The 17,461-nt window shown below is 70.4% G+C and carries 13 protein-coding genes; 8 read left to right on the forward strand and 5 right to left on the reverse strand.

Annotated features, from left to right (window positions below; genetic code table 11):
* Positions 1–20: 20 nt before the first annotated feature.
* The 3 genes from AVKW3434_RS12135 (at position 21) to AVKW3434_RS12145 (ending at position 5,174) form a co-directional block, all read left to right on the forward strand.
* The gene (locus AVKW3434_RS12135) at positions 21–803 is read left to right on the forward strand and encodes a lytic transglycosylase domain-containing protein (protein WP_284406037.1); all 783 of its coding nucleotides are present in this window, start codon (positions 21–23) and stop codon (positions 801–803) included.
* Positions 804–818: 15 nt separating this feature from the next.
* A complete protein-coding gene (parC, locus tag AVKW3434_RS12140) occupies positions 819–3,170 on the forward strand; it encodes a DNA topoisomerase IV subunit A (RefSeq protein ID WP_284406038.1) in 2,352 nt (783 codons plus the stop codon).
* Between the two features lie 135 nt (positions 3,171–3,305).
* Positions 3,306–5,174, forward strand: coding sequence for a methyl-accepting chemotaxis protein (locus AVKW3434_RS12145; RefSeq protein ID WP_284406039.1), 1,869 nt, complete (start codon positions 3,306–3,308; stop codon positions 5,172–5,174).
* Between the two features lie 189 nt (positions 5,175–5,363).
* Here the strand turns inward: AVKW3434_RS12145 and AVKW3434_RS12150 are convergent, their stop codons facing one another.
* Both AVKW3434_RS12150 and AVKW3434_RS12155 read right to left on the reverse strand, forming a co-directional pair.
* The gene (locus AVKW3434_RS12150; protein WP_272568083.1) at positions 5,364–5,822 is read right to left on the reverse strand and encodes a RidA family protein; all 459 of its coding nucleotides are present in this window, start codon (positions 5,820–5,822) and stop codon (positions 5,364–5,366) included.
* Positions 5,823–5,976: 154 nt separating this feature from the next.
* Complete coding sequence (locus AVKW3434_RS12155) at positions 5,977–7,641, reverse strand: methyl-accepting chemotaxis protein (RefSeq protein WP_284406040.1); 1,665 nt, start codon at positions 7,639–7,641, stop codon at positions 5,977–5,979.
* 177 nt (positions 7,642–7,818) lie between these two features.
* Here AVKW3434_RS12155 and AVKW3434_RS12160 point away from each other — a divergent pair, with 177 nt between their 5' ends.
* From AVKW3434_RS12160 to AVKW3434_RS12170, 3 genes are all read left to right on the forward strand, one after another.
* Positions 7,819–10,386, forward strand: coding sequence for a DNA internalization-related competence protein ComEC/Rec2 (locus AVKW3434_RS12160; protein ID WP_502869066.1), 2,568 nt, complete (start codon positions 7,819–7,821; stop codon positions 10,384–10,386).
* Between the two features lie 108 nt (positions 10,387–10,494).
* Positions 10,495–11,955, forward strand: coding sequence for a circularly permuted type 2 ATP-grasp protein (locus AVKW3434_RS12165; protein WP_284406041.1), 1,461 nt, complete (start codon positions 10,495–10,497; stop codon positions 11,953–11,955).
* A gap of 82 nt (positions 11,956–12,037) precedes the next feature.
* Positions 12,038–13,012: an alpha-E domain-containing protein gene (locus AVKW3434_RS12170; protein WP_272568093.1), complete on the forward strand. Its 975-nt coding sequence runs from the start codon at positions 12,038–12,040 to the stop codon at positions 13,010–13,012.
* 18 nt (positions 13,013–13,030) lie between these two features.
* Here AVKW3434_RS12170 and AVKW3434_RS12175 read toward each other — a convergent pair whose 3' ends face one another.
* The 3 genes from AVKW3434_RS12175 to AVKW3434_RS12185 all read right to left on the reverse strand — a co-directional run bounded on the left by AVKW3434_RS12175 (position 13,031) and on the right by AVKW3434_RS12185 (position 14,947).
* Positions 13,031–13,393 carry a DUF4148 domain-containing protein gene (locus tag AVKW3434_RS12175; protein ID WP_284406042.1) on the reverse strand — a complete coding sequence of 121 codons (363 nt, stop codon included), beginning with the start codon at positions 13,391–13,393 and terminating at the stop codon, positions 13,031–13,033.
* Positions 13,394–13,577: 184 nt separating this feature from the next.
* On the reverse strand, positions 13,578–13,916 hold the full coding sequence (locus AVKW3434_RS12180) for a VF530 family protein (protein ID WP_284406043.1): 339 nt from the start codon (positions 13,914–13,916) through the stop codon (positions 13,578–13,580).
* Between the two features lie 119 nt (positions 13,917–14,035).
* Positions 14,036–14,947: a LysR family transcriptional regulator gene (locus AVKW3434_RS12185; protein ID WP_284395394.1), complete on the reverse strand. Its 912-nt coding sequence runs from the start codon at positions 14,945–14,947 to the stop codon at positions 14,036–14,038.
* A 164-nt stretch (positions 14,948–15,111) separates the two neighbouring features.
* On the opposite strand from AVKW3434_RS12185, the gene AVKW3434_RS12190 reads away from it, so the two are divergent.
* Complete coding sequence (locus AVKW3434_RS12190) at positions 15,112–15,951, forward strand: alpha/beta hydrolase (protein ID WP_284406044.1); 840 nt, start codon at positions 15,112–15,114, stop codon at positions 15,949–15,951.
* 237 nt (positions 15,952–16,188) lie between these two features.
* A complete protein-coding gene (locus tag AVKW3434_RS12195; protein WP_284406045.1) occupies positions 16,189–17,436 on the forward strand; it encodes an efflux RND transporter periplasmic adaptor subunit in 1,248 nt (415 codons plus the stop codon).
* The last annotated feature ends 25 nt before the right edge of the window (positions 17,437–17,461 follow it).

The following is a 17,461-nucleotide window of genomic DNA, read 5'->3' on the forward strand; positions in this document are numbered from 1 at the left end:
GGCGCATGGTTTGCGCCGGCATGCTGCTATTGTTTTTGCAGCAAACGGCGCGCGCCGACCTGTGGGCCTATGTGGACGAGCGCGGCGTGACCCACTTCGCGGCCGAGCAGGTGGACGGGCGCTACGGGCTGTTCTTTCGCGGCAACGATTTCGACTCCACCCGCGACGGCCCGGCCGCGGCATCCGCGGGTGCCACCGCGGCCACGCCGTCCGGCGCCCGGCTGTTGGCGTTCTTCGACATCTCCCCCGACTACAAGCGCGTCAAGCACCACCTGCGCGCATCGGCCAGCCAGAACGGCGTGGACTATGAACTGCTGCAGGCATTGATCGCCACCGAATCGGGCTTCGACGCGCGCGCCGTATCGCCCAAGGGCGCGGTGGGGCTGATGCAGCTCATGCCCGCCACGGCGTCCCGCTTCGGCGTGGCGGGCGAGGCGCGCCGCTCGGTGGAGCAAAAGCTCACCGAGCCGGCGATCAACGTGTCGGCCGGCACGCGCTACCTGCGGCACCTGCTGGACCTCTTCGATGGCCGCACCGATCTGGCGCTGGCCGCCTATAACGCGGGCGAGGGCGCGGTGCAACGCGCCGGCAACCGCATTCCGGCCTACCGCGAAACGCAGAACTACGTGAAAAGCGTGCTGGGCCTGTATGCCCAGCTCAAGCCCCCGGCACCGCTGCTGGCCCACCGGGCCGCGCCGGGCCGGGTGCGCATGGAGCTGGGCGCCGGTTCCGACGACACCCCATCCCAAAGCGCTGCGGCCGGCCTGCCGGCCCGCACCGTCGGCGCCCCGCGCGCCCCTTGACCTTCGATTTCCCGAATGAGCGACCAAACCCCTCTCGATCTTTCCCCGCCCGAATCGGACGACAGCCTGGGCCTGGCCGGCTATGCCCAGCGCGCCTACCTGGAGTACGCCCTGTCCGTGGTCAAGGGCCGCGCGCTGCCCGACGTGTGCGACGGCCTCAAGCCCGTGCAGCGCCGCATTCTTTATTCCATGGACCGCATGGGCCTGGGGTACTCGGGCCCGACCCGCAACGTGGCCGCCAAGCCGGTCAAGAGCGCCCGCGTGGTGGGCGACGTGCTGGGCCGCTTCCACCCCCACGGCGACCAGTCGGCCTACGACGCGCTGGTGCGCCTGGCGCAGGACTTCAACCAGCGCTACCCGCTGATCGACGGGCAGGGCAACTTCGGCAGCCGCGACGGCGACGGCGCTGCGGCCATGCGCTACACCGAGGCGCGGCTGTCGCGCATCACCAGCCTGCTGCTCGACGAGATCGACGAGGGCACGGTCGATTTCATGCCCAACTACGACGGCAGCACGCAGGAGCCGCGCCAGCTGCCCGCGCGCCTGCCGTTCGCGCTGCTCAACGGCGCCAGCGGCATCGCGGTGGGCCTGGCGACCGAAATCCCGAGCCACAACCTGCGCGAGATCGCAGATGCCTGCGTGGCGCTCATCAAGGCGCCGCAGCTGTCCGAGGCGGAGCTGATGGCCATCGTGCCCGGGCCGGACTACCCCGGCGGCGGCCAGATCATCAGCACGGCGGGCGACATCGCCGACGCCTACCGCACGGGGCGCGGCAGCCTCAAGGTGCGTGCGCGCTGGAAGATCGAAGACCTCGCGCGCGGCCAGTGGCAGCTCATCGTGACCGAGCTGCCGCCCGGCGTCAGCACGCAGAAGGTGCTGGAGGAGATCGAGGAGATCACCAACCCCAAGGTCAAGGCCGGCAAGAAGGCCCTGTCGCAAGACCAGGTGCAGCTCAAAGGCAGCGTGCTGGGCGTGCTCGATGCCGTGCGCGACGAGTCGAGCAAGGACGCGCCGGTGCGCTTGGTGTTCGAGCCCAAGACCGGCAAGGTGCCGCAGCAGGAGCTGATCACCACCTTGCTGGCGCACACGAGCCTGGAGACGTCCTCTCCCATCAACCTCACCATGGTGGGCGGCGACGGCAAGCCCATGCAGAAGTCACTTCGCAAGATGCTGGAGGAGTGGATCGCCTTCCGCCAGGGCACGATCACGCGGCGCTCGCAGCACCGCCTGGCCAAGGTGCTGGACCGTGTCCATATCCTGGAAGGGCGGCAGATCGTGCTGCTCAACATCGACGAGGTGATCGCCATCATCCGTGCGAGCGACGAGCCCAAGGCTGCGCTGATCGCACGCTTCGCGCTGTCGGATCGGCAGGCCGAGGACATCCTGGAAATCCGCCTGCGCCAACTGGCGCGGCTGGAAGCCATCAAGATCGAGCAGGAGCTGAAGGAGCTGCGCGCCGAGCAGGGCAAGCTGGAGGACATCCTGGGCAACCCCGGTTCGCTGCGGCGCCTGATGATCCGGGAGATTGAGGCCGACGCCAAGACCTTCGCCGATGCACGCCGCACGCTCATCCAGGCCGAGAAGAAGGCCATCGCGGAGGTGCGCGTGGTGGACGAGCCCGTGACCGTGGTCGTCTCGCAAAAGGGCTGGGTGCGCGCGCGCAGCGGCCATGGACACGAGCCGGGCAGCTTCGCCTTCAAGGCGGGCGACGGCCTGTACGCCACCTTCGAATGCCGCACGGTCGATACGCTGCTGGCCTTCGGCAGCAACGGCCGGGTGTATTCGGTGGCGGTGTCGCTGCTGCCCGGCGCGCGCGGCGACGGCCAGCCGGTCACCACGCTCATCGAGCTGGAGTCGGGCACGCAGCTGCTGCATTACTTCGCCGGGCCGGCGGTCGCCACGCTGCTGCTGGCGGGGTCGGGCGGCTACGGCTTCCTCGCCTCGGTCGAGAACATGACGGCGCGCCAGCGGGGCGGCAAGGCGTTCCTCTCGCTGGGCGAGGGCGAGACCGTGTGCCGCCCGTCCCACGCCTGGGGCACCAGTGGCGCGCAACTGCTGGCGCCGGCCACGCACGTGGCCTGCGCATCGGCGGGCGGACGCATCCTGACCTTCGAGATCGGCGAGCTCAAGACCATGGCCAACGGCGGCCGCGGCCTGATGCTGATCGACCTGGAGCCGAAGGACACGCTGGCGGGCGCAGTGTCGTACACGCGCAGCATTCGCCTGGAAGGCCTGGGGCGCGGCGGCAAGGAGCGCGAGGAGACGCTGGAGATCCGTTCGCTGAACAACGCCCGCTCGCCGCGCGGGCGCAAGGGCAAGGCCGCCGATCTGGGCTTCAAGCCGTCGGCGGTGTTCCGGGTCGAATAACCTGTTGCGGCGGGCCCCCGGCGCCCGCCTGCCGCCTTGTGCAGCGCACAAGGGTTTTCGCGCTGCACAAGGCGGCTCAACCGTTGGCACCATGGAGCTCTCTTTGGTGGTTGCTGGAGCGAACGGAGATCGGCCATGAAAAATCTGCGCATTTCCCACAAGCTGTGGGGGGCCGTCGTCGCGATCGTGATCGCACTGGCCGCCGTGGTCGGTACCTCGGCCTATCGCTCGGCCGCGACGCAGGCGCGCTCCGCGCAGGTCACGGCCGACATGGCCATGCGGGTCGAGGCGGCCCTGCGCTGGGCCGGGCTCACCGAGACCAACGCTGCGCGCACGCAGGCCATCATCGTGAGCAGCGACCCGGCCATGGAGGCGGAGTTCAAGGACCTGATCGCCGCCACCTCCGCGCAGATCACCGAAGTGCAGAAATCGCTGGAGGCCTTGCCGCTCTCGGACGCCGACAAGGCGCAGATGGCCGCCATCGTCGCCGCCCGCAAGACGATGACCGAGCTGCGCGCGCGGGCGCGGCAATTGAAGGCCGATGGCCAGCAGGCCGAAGCGACGGCGCTGGTCAAGCAAAGCTACAGCCCGGCGGTGGCCGCCTACCTGCAGACCCTGCGCGACTTCGTGCAACTGCAGCAGCGCAACGCCCAGGCCGGGCAGCAGGCCGTGGCGGCCGAGCGGCTGGTGACCGTGCGCGTGGGCGCCCTGGCCGTGGCGCTGCTGGTGGCGTGCATGGTGGCGGGTGCGTATGTGCTGATCCGCAGCATCCAGCAGCCGCTGGCCGAGGCCAACGCACTGGCCGCGCGCATCGCGGGCGGCGACCTGAGCGCCACGCAGACCTCGGTGCGCGGCGACGAGCTGGGCGATCTGCTGCGTTCGCTGCAGACCATGGGCGACTCGCTGGGCCGCATGGTGCAGCAGGTGCGCCGCAGCACCGACAGCATCGCCATCGCCAGCGCGGAGATCGCTGCGGGCAACCAGGACCTGTCCGCGCGCACCGAGCAGACCTCCAGCAACCTGCAGCAGACCGCTGCGACCATGGAGCAGTTCTCCAGCACCCTGCAGCAAAGCGCCGGCAGCGCCCGCGAGGCCAGCGGCCTGGCCGAAGGCGCCTCGGGCGTGGCGCGGCGTGGCGGCGAGGTGGTGGCGCAGGTGGTGGCCACGATGGAGGAGATCCAGCAAAGCAGCCGCAGGATCGAGGACATCATCGGTGTGATCGACGGCATCGCCTTCCAGACCAACATCCTGGCGCTCAACGCCGCCGTGGAGGCGGCGCGTGCGGGCGAGCAGGGCCGGGGCTTCGCGGTGGTGGCGGGCGAGGTGCGCCTGCTGGCCGGGCGCAGCGCCGAGGCCGCGCGCGAGATCAAGGGCCTGATCGGCGCCTCGGTGGAGCGGGTGCATGCGGGCTCGCGCCTGGTGCAGGACGCGGGTGCCACGATGGCGGACATCGTGCAGTCCGTGCAGCGCGTGGCCGACATGATCGGCGAGGTCACGGCCGCGACGTCGCAGCAGAGCGCCGGCATCTCGCAGGTGAACCAGGCCGTCGGCCACCTGGACCAGATGACGCAACAGAACGCGGCGCTGGTGGAGCAGAGCGCTGCTGCGGCTCAGAGCCTGCGCGAGCAGGCGGACCAGTTGACCCGCACCGTGTCGGTGTTCCGGGTGGATCACGGGGTGGGTTTTGCGCCGGGTGCCGCGGCGGCGTCGGCCCCGGTGGCCGCGCCGGCAGCGCGCCTTGCGCCGCGTCCGACACCGAGCACGCCACCGCGTGCCTTTGCCGCACCGGCGAAGGCGGCGGCCAAGGTGCCGACCCCGGCGTCCAGGCCAACGCCCGCGCCTGCGCTCCAGGTTGCAGGCGCACCGGCCAGCGCAGCGGCCGCAGGAGGCCGCCCCGCGCCTGTCAGCCCGCCCCCATCGAAGGGCAGCGCGCCTGCCCCGAAGCCCGCAGCCGCCGCGCGCGCGACGGCGGGCGGTGGGGACGATGACTGGACGTCGTTCTAGGGAATCATTGACACGCACCGGCTGCGAAGCCCCCGATGCATCAGGGGGCTGCCGGCAGTGGGCCACCGCGAGGGGGGCTGTCGAAAGCCAGGGGTAACCCGCAGCGCGAGCGGGTCCCGGTCTCGACGGGGTGGGCGCCCCAGGCTCAGGCCTGCGCCAGCCACCCCTTGCGCGAACGAGGGCGCGCGATCAGCCCAGTTCGGCGATCAATTCGATTTCCACGCAGGCACCCATGGGGATCTGCGCCACGCCGAAGGCGCTGCGGGCGTGCACGCCCTTGTCGCCGAACACCTGGCCGAACAGTTCGCTCGCGCCGTTGGTCACCAGATGCTGTTCGGTGAACTCGCCCGTCGAATTGACCAGGCTCATCACCTTGACGATGCGCTTGACCCGGTTCAGGTCGCCGCCGGTGGCCGCATGCAGCGTGCCCAGCAGGTCGATGGCCACGGCCCGCGCGGCCGCCTTGCCTTCTTCGGTGGTGATGCTGCGGCCGAACTGCGCGGCCCAGGGCTTGCCGTCCTTGCGCGCGATGTGCCCGCTCAGGAACACCAGGTTGCCGGTCTGCACGTAGGGCACGTAGGCCGCGGCGGGGACCGAGACGGGGGGCAGGGTGATGTCGAGTTCTTTCAGCTTGTCGTAAACGCTCATGGTGTTCCTTGGCAACGGGAGGAGTGAGAAGGCAGAAAAAGGCCGCAAGCCCCGGGGCTTGCGGCGCAGCGCGCAAGTGTTGCACAACCGGCTGGCGGTTCTCTGCGTTCGTCGTTCCTCGCGGCCGCCCTGGAGGGCGGCGGCGTCCGTTCGCTCAGGCCAGGGCGGGGCGGCGAGGCTGGAAGGCCGGGGGCAGGGCGGCCTTGGCGGGGCTGCGCAGGGTCGGCTGGCCGGAGGCGGACAGCATGGCCTGGGCATCGAGCTTGAAGATGGCGACCGCGTCCACCAGCCGGCGCGTCTGCTGCTCCAGGCTCTGCGCGGCGGCGGCGCTTTCTTCTACCAGCGCGGCGTTCTGCTGCGTGGTCTGGTCGATCTGGCTGATGGCCTGGCTGATCTGCCCGACGCCGGCGCTCTGCTCGGCGCTGGCACCGCGGATCTGCGCCACCATTTCGGTGACGCGCTGGATCGCGCCGACCACTTCCTGCATCGTGCGGCCGGCCTCGTCCACCAGTTCGGAGCCCTGCGACACCCGCTCCACGCTGGTGCCGATCAGGCCCTTGATCTGCTTGGCGGCGTCGGCCGAACGGCCGGCCAGGCTGCGCACCTCGGAGGCCACCACGGCGAAGCCCCGGCCCTGTTCGCCAGCGCGGGCGGCTTCCACCGCGGCGTTCAAGGCGAGGATGTTGGTCTGGAAGGCGATGCCGTCGATCACGCCGATGATGTCGGAGATCTGCCGCGAGCTGTCGTTGATGTCCTTCATGGTCTTGACCACCTGGGTCACCACGCCGCCGCCCTGGGTGGCCACGGTGGTCGCGTCCTGGGCCAGCTGATCGGCCTGCTTGGCGTTGTCCGCGTTGTTGCGCACCGTGGTGCTGAACTGTTCCATGGTCGATGCCACCTGCTCCAGCGCGCTGGCCTGCTCTTCGGTGCGCTGGCTCAGGTCGGTGTTGCCGGTGGAGATTTCCATCGAGCCGGTGGCGATGGAGTCGCTGGCGTTGCGCACCTCCGCCACGATGGACACCAGGCTCTGCTGCATGGTGCCCAGCGAGGCCAGCACGCTGCCGGGCTGGGCGTTGGCCAGGCCGGCCATGTCGGACAGGTCGCCCTGCGCCACGCGCTGGGCTGCGAGGCTCAGCTCGGAAGGCTCGGCACCCAGCGAGCGGGTGAGGCTGCGCGTGATCAGCACGCCGGCGATGGCCGCCGCAGCAAAGGCCAGCAGGCAGGCGCCCAGCAGCAGGGACCGCTGCCAACGGAACTCGGCCTCCGCCTCCTTGACCAGGGCGATCGCCCGCTGGTCCGTGGCGAGCGAGTATTCGTTTGTCTTGGCGATCAGCGCCGCCAGCAGGGGGCGGCATTCCGCGTTCATCTTGGTGGTGGCCTGCTCACGCTGGCCCGACACGGCGAGGTTGATGATGTCCAGGGCCACGGTGCCGTAGGCCTGCTCCACCTTGTCGATCTCACCCACGAGGCTCCGGATGGCCGGGGGGACCTCGCCGTGGCTGACCATGTCTTTCAGCTTGGCCATGTTGGCCTGCACGTCCTTGTGCGCCTCGATCGCCGCCGCCTTCTCCAGCGCCACATCGGCATCGCTCTTCACCAGCACCAGATTGCGGGCCGCGATGGCCCGGCGGTCCACCGCCATGCGGATCTGCTCGGACAGCTTGGCGCGGGCGGCCACGCCATTCACGTAGTCGCTGAAGTTCTCATTGGCCCCATTGAGCCCCCAAACCGCCACGCTGGAGGCCAGCAGCACCAGCAAGGCCAGCACCCCGAAAGAAAGCGTCAACTGGGCTTTGACGGTGAGATTTCGCAGCGACATATGGCACTCCTAAACGCGGTATTTGATAAATATGATTCAAATGATAAGCAACATTCTGTAAAAGTAAAGGTGAATCGACCCTAGGTTGGCCATGAAGATGGGCTATGCCAATAGGCGGAAAGCGCTGGGCTGTCGCTAAAAGGAAACGCTGCCGTCGACCGCCATTAGCATCCGCGCATGCCGCAGCCGTCTCCCGCCCCTGCCGTCCTCGCCACGTCTGCCATGGCGCGCCCCTGGCGCTGGCCCTGGTGGCTGGCCGGGGTGCTCGCGGGTGCGGCGCTGCAGCTCACGCAGGCGGCGTTGTGGCCGCTGGCCGCCTATGCGGTGGCGGCGCTGGGCGGGCTGCTGGGGGCCGTGGCGGCGGTGGTGCCGTCGGGCCGCGTGCGGCGGCCGGCCTGGTGCGGCTCGCGCGGGTGGATGCTGGCCTGCGGCCTGGTCTTCATGGGGGGCGCGACGGGGCTGCGGGCGCTGCTGTTCCTGCAGGGTGCCTTGCCGCCGGCGCTGGAAGGCCGCGACATCGCCATCGTGGGCGTGGTGGCCGCCATGCCGCAGACCGGCGACTCCGGCGTGCGCCTGCGCATGGCGGTGGAATCGGCAGTGCTGGACGGCCAGGCGGTCGCGGTGCCGCCGGTGATCGACGTGGCCTGGTACGTGGGCACCTTCGGCGAAGCCGCTGGCGCGGCGGACGTGCGGCGGCTGTCCACCCAGGTGCAGGCCGGCGAGCGCTGGCGCATGACCGTGCGCCTGAAGGCACCCCACGGCCTGCGCAACCCGCACGGTTTCGATGCCGAGCTGGCGTGGTGGGAGCAGGGCGTGCAGGCCACCGGCTACGTGCGCACCGGCGCGCGGGACGAACCGCCCCGGCGGCTGGATGCGACCTGGCGCTACCCGGTGCAGCGGGCGCGCCAGGCAGTGCGCGATGCCATCCTGGCCCACCTGGCGCCGGTCGATGCCGGCACGGGCCTGGACGACGGCGGCAACGCCGCCCGCACCCGCGCCGCGGGCGTGGTGGCCGCGCTGGTCACCGGCGACCAGCGCGCGATCGACCGGGCCGATTGGGACGTGTTCCGGGCCACGGGTGTGGCGCACTTGGTCAGCATCTCAGGGCTGCACATCACGCTGTTCGCCTGGCTGGCCGCAGCGGGGGTCGGCGCGCTGTGGCGCCGCGTGCCGCGCTGGTGCCTGGCCCTGCCGGCGCCGACGGCGGCGCTGGCCGGGGGCGTGCTGCTGGCCTGGGCCTATGCCGTGTTCAGCGGCTGGGGCGTGCCGGCGCAGCGCACGGTGTGCATGCTCTCCACCGTGGCGCTACTGAGGCTTTCCGGGCGGCGCTGGCCCTGGCCCCAGGTCTGGCTGCTGGCCTGCGCGGTGGTCGTGCTGGCCGATCCCTGGGCGCTGCTGCAGGCGGGTTTCTGGCTGAGCTTCGTCGCGGTGGCGGTGCTTTTTGCTACTGATTCGATAGCAAAAGAGGCAAATGAATCTAGGGCATCGGGCCGATTGGCATCCATGCTGCGCGAGCAATGGGTGGTCACGCTCGCCCTCACGCCGCTCACGCTGCTGCTGTTCGGGCAGGTGTCCGTCGTCGGCCTGCTGGCCAACCTGGTGGCGATTCCCTGGATCACGCTGGTGGTCACGCCGCTGGCTTTGGCGGGCACCCTGTGGGCGCCGCTGTGGACCGCCGCCGCGTGGTGCGTGCTGCCGTTTGCCGGGCTGCTGCAGTGGCTGGCCGCGTTGCCGTGGGCCGCGGTGTCGCTGCCCGCCGCCCCGGTGTGGGCGGGCGTGGCCGGGGTGGCGGGCGGCACGCTGCTGGCCTTGCGCTGGCCCTGGCCGTTGCGGGCCCTGGGCGTGCCGCTGCTGATCCCCGTGCTGTGGTGGCAGCCGCACCGCCCGCCGCCGGGCCAGTTCGACCTGCTGGCCGCCGACGTGGGGCAGGGCCAGGCCGTGCTGGTGCGCACCGCGCGCCACGCCATGCTGTACGACGCGGGGCCCCGCTATGGGCTGGACAGCGATGCGGGCGACCGCGTGCTGGTGCCCCTGCTGCGCAGCATGGGCGAGCGCATCGACCTGCTGATGCTGAGCCACCGCGACACCGACCACACCGGCGGGGCCGCCGCCGTGCTGGCGCAGCAGCCGCAGGCGGGGCTCATGGGCTCAATCGAGAACGAGCACGCCCTGCAGCAGTTGCGCCCCGCGGCGCCGTGCCTGGCGGGCCAGCGGTGGGCCTGGGACGGCGTGCTGTTCGAGGTGCTGCACCCGCTGGAGGCCCAGGCGCAGGCATCGCTGCCATCCGACGGGCCCCGGCCTGCCGTGCGGCCCAACACCCTGAGCTGCGTGCTGCGGATCACGGCCGCCCCGGCGCCGCAAGGCACCTCGGGGCAGGGCGCCGCACCGTCCGCGCTGCTGGTGGGCGACATCGAGCAGGCGCAGGAGGCCGCCCTGGTGGCGCGCGGCGCCATCGCACCGGTCGATGTGCTGCTGGTGCCGCACCACGGCAGCAAGACGTCTTCCACGCCCGCGCTGCTGGATGCGGCCCGGCCCCGCACCGCGCTGGTGCAGGCCGGCTACCGCAACCGCTTCGGCCACCCCGCGCCAGAGGTGGTGGCGCGGTACCGCGAGCGGGGCTCCGTGCTGCTCGATTCGCCGCGCTGCGGCGCCGCCACCTGGGCGTCCGAGGCGCCCGGCCAGTGGCGGTGCGAACGCGACGCGGGCCGGCGCTACTGGCACCATGCACCCGCTCCGTTGCCGTGAGGACGGCGCGCCATCACCCCGGCGTGCCGGCGGTAAAACGCGCCCGTGCCCGCCGGTCGCCAAAACCCGGCTCACAACTTGCTATGCTGGTTACAGGAGGCACCAGTTATGCAGAAGTTCGATGAGATGTACACGATGCTGCCGTTCGACGGCAGCGACGTGCGCCCCCACTACAAGCGCTACGGCCAATGGTTGTCGGGCCAAGCAGACGAGGCCATGCAGGCGCGCCGCGCCGAGGCCGAGATGATCTTCCGCCGGGTAGGCATCACCTTCGCGGTGTACGGCGCCAAGGACGAGGATGGCGCCGGCACCGAGCGGCTCATTCCCTTCGACCTGATCCCCCGCATCATCCCTGCACACGAGTGGGCGCGCATGCAGCAGGGGCTGGTGCAGCGCGTGACGGCGCTCAACCGCTTCATCCACGACGTCTACCACGGCCAGGACATCCTGCACGCCGGCATCATCCCTTCGGACCTGATCCTCAAGAACGCCCAGTACCGGCCCGAGATGGCCGGCGTGGACGTGCCGCGCGACCTGTACGCGCACATCGCCGGCATCGACATCGTGCGCGCCCCGGACGCGAGCGGCAACGGCATCTACTACGTGCTGGAAGACAACCTGCGCGTGCCCTCGGGCGTGTCGTACATGCTGGAAAACCGCAAGATGATGATGCGGCTTTTCCCGGAGCTGTTCCGCACGCACCGCGTGGCGCCGGTCGCCCACTATCCCGACCTGCTGCTGGACACCCTGCGCGCGAGCGCCCCCGCCGCCACTGCGCAGCCGACGGTGGTGGTGCTCACGCCCGGCATGTACAACAGCGCGTACTTTGAGCATGCCTTCCTCGCGCAGCAGATGGGCGTGGAACTGGTCGAGGGCCAGGACCTCGTGGTCAAGGACAACTTCGTGTACATGCGCACCACTCGCGGCCTCAAGCAGGTGGACGTGATCTACCGCCGCGTGGACGACGATTTTCTCGACCCCCAGGTCTTCCGGCCCACCTCCACCCTGGGCTGCGCGGGCCTCATGAACGCCTACCGCGCGGGCAACGTGGCGATCTGCAACGCCGTGGGCACGGGCATCGCCGACGACAAGTCGGTGTACCCCTACGTGCCCGACATGATCCGCTTCTACCTGGGCGAGGAGCCCATCCTCGCCAACGTGCCCACCTGGGTGTGCCGCAAGCCCGACGACCTGGCCTACGTGCTGGACCACCTGCACGAACTGGTCGTGAAGGAAGTGCACGGCGCCGGGGGCTACGGCATGCTGATCGGCCCGGCCGCGACGAAAGCCGAGATCGAGGAGTTCCGCGCCGCGGTGCTGGCCAATCCCTCGGGCTACATCGCCCAGCCCACGCTGTCGCTCTCCAGCTGCCCGACCTACGTGGAATCGGGCATCGCCCCGCGCCACATCGATCTGCGTCCCTTCGTGCTGAGCGGCCAGAAGGTGCAGATGGCCGCCGGCGGCCTGACGCGCGTCGCGCTCAAGGAAGGGTCGCTGGTGGTGAATTCATCGCAGGGCGGCGGCACCAAGGACACCTGGGTGCTGGGAGAAGAAGGGAGCGTTGCATGAAGCGGCTGGCCCACGATCGTTTTTCATCATCCCATGGCCTTGGCACGCAAGGCGTGCGGGGTTTGCTGCACGAGGAGACCGCATGCTGAGCCGCACTGCCGATCACTTGTTCTGGATGTCCCGCTATACCGAGCGGGCAGAAAACACCGCCCGCATGCTCAACGTGAGCTACGAGACCTCGCTGCTCCCGCAGTCAGCCGACGTGGCGCAGGAGAGCTGGCTGGGCCTGCTGTCGATCAGCGAGCTGATCCCCGCCTACACCGCGCGGCACGGCGAGGTCACGCGCGAAGGGGTGCTGGAGTTCATGGTGCGCGACGGCAATAACCCGTCGTCCATCCTGTCGTGCCTGCGCGCCGCGCGCGAGAACGCCCGGGCCGTGCGCGGGGCGCTCACCACCGAGGTGTGGGAGACGCAGAACCAGACCTGGCTGGAGCTGCACCGACAGCTCGAAGGCAGCCTGTTCGAGCGCGATCCGGGCCAGTTCTTCGAATGGGTCAAGTACCGCTCGCACCTGTCGCGCGGGGTGACGCTGGGCACCATGCTGCAGGACGAGGCCTTTCATTTCCTGCGATTGGGCACGTTCCTCGAACGCTCGGACAACACCGCGCGGCTGCTGGACGTGAAGTTCCACGCGGTGCAGAGCGACTTCCACGGCTCGGGCACGCGCGACCGCAGCCGGGCCGCGCCGCAGGAGTTCGACTTCTACCACTGGAGCGCCATCCTGCGCAGCGTGTCGGCGTTCGAGGTGTACCGCCGCGTGTACCGCGACGTCATCACGCCCGAGCGCGTGGCCGACCTGCTCATCCTGCGCCGCGACATGCCACGCTCGCTGCACGCCAGCCTGCACGAGGTGGGTGAGAACCTCGCGGTGGTGGCCAACGACCAGTCGTCGGAGACCCAGCGCAAGGCGGGCCGGCTGCTGGCCGACCTGCGCTACGGGCGCATCGACGAGATCCTGTCCACCGGGCTGCATGCGTACCTCACGCAGTTCCTGGACCGGGTGAACGAGCTGGGCGCGGGCATCAGCCGCGACTTCCTGGTGCCCGTGCCGGCCTGATGCACGGCCCGCCGCGGCTCAGGGGGCCGGGCGCGAGGCGGCGCTGCCGGCCACGGCCGTGCCGCCCGCTGCAGCGCATTCGGGCACGGCCCGGTTCACGGGCGGGGTGGGCATGCCATAGGACTGCATCGCCATGGCCTCCAGTTCGCCCGAGGCCCGCGCGCATTGCAGCTCGGCGATCACCTCGGCGCGCGTACGGCTTGCGGGGACATCCATCGCAACCACTCGGGGCGCAGTCGCGGCTGCGGTGGCCGCATCCGGCGGCGCGCTGGTCTGTGCCATGGCCAGGGAGCCGGCCAGCAGGGCGCAGGCGGCGAGGGCCGTGCGCGCCAGGGCGTGGGGCGACGGGGTGGTGTTGCGGCGGTCGAAAACGGTGGGCATGGAAGGCTCCTGGGGCGGGTTGGGGGATCAGGACAGGCGTGTGCCTCTCCGTGCCTCCAATGTGCCCACCGGGGCCTGCGGCCGCGAGCCGATTGCGACGAATGCACGGCCCGAGCGCCTGAGCTGCGCTGGCGCAGCGCGAATGGGCCGTCGGGGATGGGTTGGTTGTCAGGGCCGGCCGCGTTCAGCCAGGCCCACCGCCCTGGCGCTTTTGCTCGCGCAGCATGAACAGGTACAGGCTCTCGACCTTCTCGCGCGCCCAGGGCGTCTTGCGCAGGAACTTCAGGCTGGACGCCACGCTGGGATCGCTTTCGAAGCAGCGCAGTGCCACGCGCTGCGCCAGGCCTTCCCAGCCGTAGTAGTCGTGCAGCGCGACCACGATGGCTTCGAGCGTGATGCCGTGCAGGGGGTTGCGCGGCTGCCTGGCCGGTGGCGCGGGTGGCGTGGCGTTCGGGGTGGAGGGCGCGTTGGTGGCGCTGGGGGCGGGGGTTTCGCCAGGTTCGGGGACTTCGGGTTCGGTCATGCCGGGGAGCATACGGCCCCGCGCGGCCGGTGGGCGGCGGCCTCGCGCGGGTATGCATCAAAAAGGGCCCCAGTGCAATCGATACTAGGGCGTTTAGCTATGAAAAATATAGCAAACGTTCAGGTCTGCAGATACCGCTCGCTGGCGAACAGCTCGGCCGCCCAGTCCACGAAGGCCCGCACCTTGGCGCTCAGGTGCCGGTTGGGCGGGTACACCACGTAGATCGGGATGGGCGGAATGGACCACTCGGGCAGCAGCCGCACGAGGTCGCCGCGCTCCAGTTGCCGGGCCGCCTGGAACAGCGTGATCTGCCCCACGCCGCGCCCCGCGACCAGCGCCGCCGAGTACGCGTTGGACTCGTTCACCGCCAGTTGCGAGGGCCCGGTGACCTCGATCATCTCGCCGTCGCGCACGAACTCCAGCGGGTAGCGGCGGGTGGACAGCGGCGAGAAATAGATCACGCTCTTGTGGTCGCCCTCCAGATCGAGGGGGTGGGTGGGCGTGCCGTAGCGCTCCAGGTAGGCCGGCGCGGCCACGGTGACGAAGGCCAGGTTGCCGATGCGCCGTGCCACCAGCGACTGGTCGGTCAGCTCGCCGCCGCGGATCACGCAGTCGACGTTGTCGCCGATCAAATCCACCGGCCGGTCGCTCACGCCCAGGTCGATCTGGATGTCGGGAAACCGCGCATGGAACTCCTCCAGCCGCGGAATGATGAGCAGCCGCGCCACCGAAGTGCCCACGTCCACGCGCAGCCGGCCGCTGGGCGTGGCGCGCGCGTGCGTCATGCTCGCCTCGATGTCGTCGAAATCGGCGAGCAGGCGCACCGTGCGGTCGTAGTAGGCCGCGCCATCGGCCGTGACGGTCACGCGCCGCGTGGTGCGGTTGAGCAGCTTCACGCGCAGCCGTGCCTCGAGCGCCTGCACGTACTTGGTGATGGTTGCCTTGGGCAATTGCAGCGAATCGGCCGCCCGCGTGAACGTGCCTGCCTCCACCACCCTTGCAAAAACCCGCATGGCCTGGATCTGGTCCATGGGCCCTCCTTCTCTCTGGCCCCGAATGGGGCCAAGGAATTCTCACACGGGCCCGTGCCGCCGATTGTTCGGCAATCGGAAACAGAGCTGTGGCATTTGGCTGGTTTATCGTCGGCGGCTGCGTCGCTACATTTCACATCACCCGGTCTTGTCCGGTCACCGCCATGTCCAGCACCTTCACCCCATCGCCATCGCCCTCCACCTGCACCGACACCACCATTGAGGTGGCCAAGGGGCAGGAAGTGTCCGTGCGCATGTACGGCCGCAAGAAGCCCAAGGAAACGCTGCCGCTGGTGGTGCACTTCCATGGCGGCGCCTTCGTGGCGGGCGATCTGGACAACGGCTGCACGGTGGCCCGGCTGCTGGAGCGCGCCGGCGCGCTGGTGGTGTCGGTGGCGTACCCGCTCTCGCCCGACCATCCCTTCCCGCAGCCGGTGGACGCCGGCTACCTCGTGCTCAAGTGGGCGCACAAGCACCGCACCCGCCTGGCCGGTCCCGGCGCCGGGGTGTACGTGGCGGGAGAGGAGGCCGGCGGCAACCTGGCCGCGGGCGTGGCGCTGATGGCGCGCGACCAGTCCCATCCGCCGCTGGCCGGACAGATCCTGCTGTCGCCGATGCTCGACCCCTGCGGCGCCACGCCTTCGGTGCGTGCCGCCATGGGCGAATCGACCGCCTGCAAGTGGGCCGATGGCTGGCTGCAGTTCCTGCGCTGCACCCGCGATGCCGAACACCCCTATGCCGTGCCCGCGATGGCGCAGCGGCTGGCCGGCCTGCCGCACACGCTGGTGCTGGTGGGCGACGACGATCCCATGCGCGACGAAGCCCTCGCCTACGCCAACCGGCTGCAGGCGGCGGGGCTGGAAGTCACGCAGCACGTGTTCGCCAAGGCGAACCAGTGGCCCGATGCCCTGCTGCAGCCCGGTTCGGGCGAATGCCCTTGTGCGCCCGAGGTTCAGGCGCAGTTCAGCCGTTTCTTCGAGGCCACCCGATGTCCTGCGCCCTGACCCTCACCACCACCGACCTGCCCGCGCGCTGACCCGCGGGGTGCATTGACCTCAACCCCGGTTGAGGTTTGATACTGCGATCCGCTTCGGCGAGCCGCACGACCCGCCTTTCGCCGCCTTTCCACTGTTAGCTGCGTCCCTTTTGTTTTCTGGCCCCGTGGGCCGGAAGGGGGACCCCTTGCCCGATCGATTTCGACTTTTTGCCTTTGCCTTGAAAAAACCCGGAGGACTTCCACCATGAACCCGCAACACACTTCCCCTTCCCGTCGCCGCTGGTGGGCTGCCGCCGGCGCCGCGGCCGCTATCGCCGCCGCGGGCGGCACGCTCTTCGGGCTGCCCAGCTCGCATGCCGAATCCCCGGCCCCGGAAGCCGCGCCGCCCGCGGTGCCCGTCTCGGTGGCCGCCGTGCTGCAGCAGGAGATCGCGCTGTGGGACGAGTTCTCGGGCCGGCTCGAAGCCGTGCAGCGCGTGGACATCCGCCCGCGTGTGGGCGGCGCCGTGCAGGCCGTGCATTTCCGCGAAGGCTCGCTGGTCAAGCAGGGCGACCTGCTGGTCACCGTGGACCCCGCGCCCTACGCCGCCGAGGTGGACCGCGCCGAGGCCCAGGTGGTCGCCGCGCAGGCCCGCGTGTCCTACACCCGCAGCGAAATGGAGCGCGCCACGCGCCTGTGGGAAGAACGTGCCATCGCCCAGCGCGAGCACGACGAACGCATGAACGCCCAGCGCGAGGCCGACGCCAACCTGCGCGCCGCGCAGGCCGCACTGCAGACGGCGCGCCTGAACCTGGGCTACACCCAGGTGCGCGCCCCGGTCGCGGGCCGCGTGGGCCGCATCGAGGTCACCGTGGGCAACCTGGTGGCCGCGGGCGCCGGCGCTCCGGTGCTGACCACGCTGGTGTCGGTGAGCCCGATCTACGCGAGCTTCGACACCGACGAGCAGATCGTGGCGAAGGCGCTGGAGGGCCTGCGTTCGGGCAAGAGCGCGCGCACCCTGATCGAGAGCATTCCGGTGCAGATGGGCACGGGCACGGCCGGCGGCACGCCGCACACCGGGCACCTGCAGCTCATCGACAACCAGGTGGATGCCCGCAGCGGCACGGTGCGTGTGCGCGCCGTGTTCGACAACGCCGATGGCGTGCTGATGCCCGGCCAGTTCGCGCGCATCCGCATGGGCCAGGTCAAGAACACCCAGGCCGTGCTGATCAACGAGCGCGCCGTGGGCACGGACCAGAACAAGAAGTACGTGATGGTGGTGGGCGAGGGCAACAAGGCCGAGTACCGCGAGGTGCAGCTGGGCGCGCCGGTGAACGGCCTGCGCGTCGTCACCTCGGGCCTGAAGGTCGGCGAGCGCATCGTCGTCAACGGCCTGCAGCGCGTGCGCCCCGGCGCACAGGTCTCCCCCCAGGACGTGCCCATGACCGCCAAGGCCGGCATGGCCGGCGATGGCGCCGAGGCCCGCGCCGCTGCCAAGCAGCCCGCGGCGTGATCGCGGAGCGCACCGAAAGAACACC

This window comes from Acidovorax sp. SUPP3434 (genome assembly GCF_030159015.1).
Taxonomy (GTDB): Bacteria; Pseudomonadota; Gammaproteobacteria; order Burkholderiales; family Burkholderiaceae_C; genus Paracidovorax.